This window comes from Acinetobacter sp. C15, from assembly GCF_013420645.1.
Lineage (GTDB): Bacteria > Pseudomonadota > Gammaproteobacteria > Pseudomonadales > Moraxellaceae > Acinetobacter > Acinetobacter indicus.
Genome location: NZ_VOXR01000105.1, coordinates 1 through 2,162, shown reverse-complemented (window position 1 = coordinate 2,162; position 2,162 = coordinate 1). Strand labels below are relative to the sequence as shown.

The following is a 2,162-nucleotide window of genomic DNA, read 5'->3' as shown; positions in this document are numbered from 1 at the left end:
TATTTAAGTGATGTGCTGAAAAGGTTACCGACACACAAAGTGACCCAAATTGAAGAATTGCTGCCGCACTGCTGGAAACCTAAATCGAATTAAAAAATAGGTATGGGATTCAGCGGACGCTTACCTTATTAAGAGTACCAAAAGTAAAGCAAAGAGATATTTGGCGAAAAAAATTTAGTGATTACGCTTTGTCTCCCGATTTGGGGCATCTGCTTAGAACATACGTATGCGATTTAGAAGTTAAAGCTAAATCTCTCATACCTATATCAAACTTTGATTTAGATATGCTGCCTCTTTTCCCTTCTTGGGCAAAAATAGACATTCATATTAAAGAAAATGGTTGTTCTAGTATGAATGAATATCTTGAAACAGATTTATTTCATGCAACTGCGGATCATTTAAGGGACATACTAAATAAAGTAATATCACATATAGGGCTTGTTTCAGAAAGAACTGGGGAACCTATAAAAATCTTTCCACTTAGGCTTCGTAGAACTTTGGCCTCAAGGGCTGCAAGAGAGGGCTATGGTTTACTCATAATAGCCAGACTACTCGATCATGCTGACACTCAAAGTGCTCATATCTATACTGAGAATACACCAGAGCATCTGACTAGCCTTGATAAGGCGTTGGCAATGCAATTAGCACCTATAGCACAAGCCTTCGCTGGAACGCTTGTAATCCATGAAAAATATGCTAATCGTGGCAATGAAATATCTAGCAGGATAATGAATAGGGATACTGGTGAAGGTGTAGGAACTTGTGGAACTCATAGTTTTTGCTCAGCGTTGGCTCCTATTGCATGTTATACATGCTATCACTTTCAGCCATGGCTGGATGGCCCACATGAAGCTATTCTTGAAAGTTTAATAACAAAAAGAAAAGAAATACTTGCAAGAACTCAGGATAAAACGATTGCCTCCGTTAATGATAGAACAATATTTGCTGTAAGCCAGGTTGTAGAATTGTGTAATGAAAGGAAATTGGCTTTAAAAAATTGCAACAGTGGGGTGAGTGATGAGTAATATTTTAATATTCATCCCTCAAAACAAAGCAAAATCAAGTAAAAATATGTACGATTTTATTAGGTTTTGTAGGCATGAGCTTACCTTATTCTCACCAAACTTTTCTTGGGAGGATAATCACTGGGCTGATGCATCCATCTTTTTTGGTAATTGGGATGTTTCAACGAATAAAAAAGATTCTCCAAGTGTATTAAAACAGCCGTTGCTAGATTTCGCCAAATCTTATGTTCGTTATACATTTAGTTTTAAAAAGCAACACAAGGCACGATATGAAGGAACTATATTTAAGTGTTTGGATAAAGCCTTAATTGAATCTGGATTGAATTCAGATATATCACTTCTGACGCCTGCGATACTTGATCAGGCTGCTGAATTAGCACGAGAGCGTTATACGCCAAGTAGTTGCTATCATATTGGTAGGAATTTACAGAAGTTAGTAGAGTTTCTTAATGAAAAAAAATTAATTCCAAATCATATTGAATGGACTAATCCCAATCCTAGAGCTGCTGATACTGTGAGGACGGGGTTAAAGGCTGAAAAAATACGACAGAAAAAACTACCGACTGAAGTAGCATTAAATGCTTTAGCCGAAGTGTTTGCCAGTAATCCACATGTACCTAGTGATATATTTACGACATCTACTTGTGCATTGTTATTATGTGTACCTTCGCGTGTAAGTGAAGTGTTATCTTTACACGTAAACTGTGAGGTACATGAAACTAAGCGTGATGGTACAAAAGCCTATGGTATTAGGTTTTTGCCAGGGAAAGGAGCACCTCCTCAAATTAAATGGGTGCCTACACCTATGGTTAGTCTTGCTCAAGAGGCTATCAGGCGGATTCGTTCTATAACAGAAGAAGCTAGGCGAATATCTAAATGGTATGAAGAAAATCCAGATAAATTTTACCGACATATCGAATGCCCTAGTGTTAGTGACGATGAGTACTTAACACTTAAGCAAAGGCTTCAAGCTATAGGGGTCTTTGATAATAAGATTATGAAGATGAAGGGTAAGCATCCGCTGAACGCCATCGCCAAGTTTTAACGGGGTTCAGGTTTCCAGCGGTGAGGTAGTAATTCTTCTATTTGGGGCACTTTATGTGTTGGCAACCTTTTCAGCACATCACTTAAATAGGC

The 2,162-nt window shown here is 37.9% G+C and carries 4 protein-coding genes; 3 read left to right on the top strand and 1 reads right to left on the bottom strand.

Annotation, left to right across the window (positions count from 1 at the left end):
- The 3 genes from FTT63_RS15285 to FTT63_RS15275 form a co-directional block, all read left to right on the top strand.
- Window positions 1-93, top strand: a 93-nt coding sequence (locus FTT63_RS15285; protein ID WP_046889966.1) for a transposase domain-containing protein, incomplete at its 5' end; no start/stop codon positions are given.
- On the top strand, window positions 84-1,025 hold the full coding sequence (locus tag FTT63_RS15280) for a site-specific integrase (protein WP_320109254.1): 942 nt from the start codon (window positions 84-86) through the stop codon (window positions 1,023-1,025). The genes FTT63_RS15285 and FTT63_RS15280, both read left to right, overlap by 10 nt.
- Window positions 1,018-2,070: a hypothetical protein gene (locus tag FTT63_RS15275; protein ID WP_180192467.1), complete on the top strand. Its 1,053-nt coding sequence runs from the start codon at window positions 1,018-1,020 to the stop codon at window positions 2,068-2,070. The genes FTT63_RS15280 and FTT63_RS15275 overlap by 8 nt, the downstream gene beginning before the upstream one ends.
- Here FTT63_RS15275 and FTT63_RS15945 read toward each other — a convergent pair.
- Window positions 2,067-2,162 (bottom strand): transposase domain-containing protein (locus FTT63_RS15945; protein WP_139133946.1); only part of this gene is annotated, 96 nt, incomplete at its 5' end. The genes FTT63_RS15275 and FTT63_RS15945 overlap by 4 nt on opposite strands.

Bases quoted from the DNA above. Each gene is read 5' to 3' on its own strand.
- FTT63_RS15275 (WP_180192467.1), top strand. From the start codon at position 1,018: ATGAGTAATATTTTAATATTCATCCCTCAAAACAAAGCAAAATCAAGT.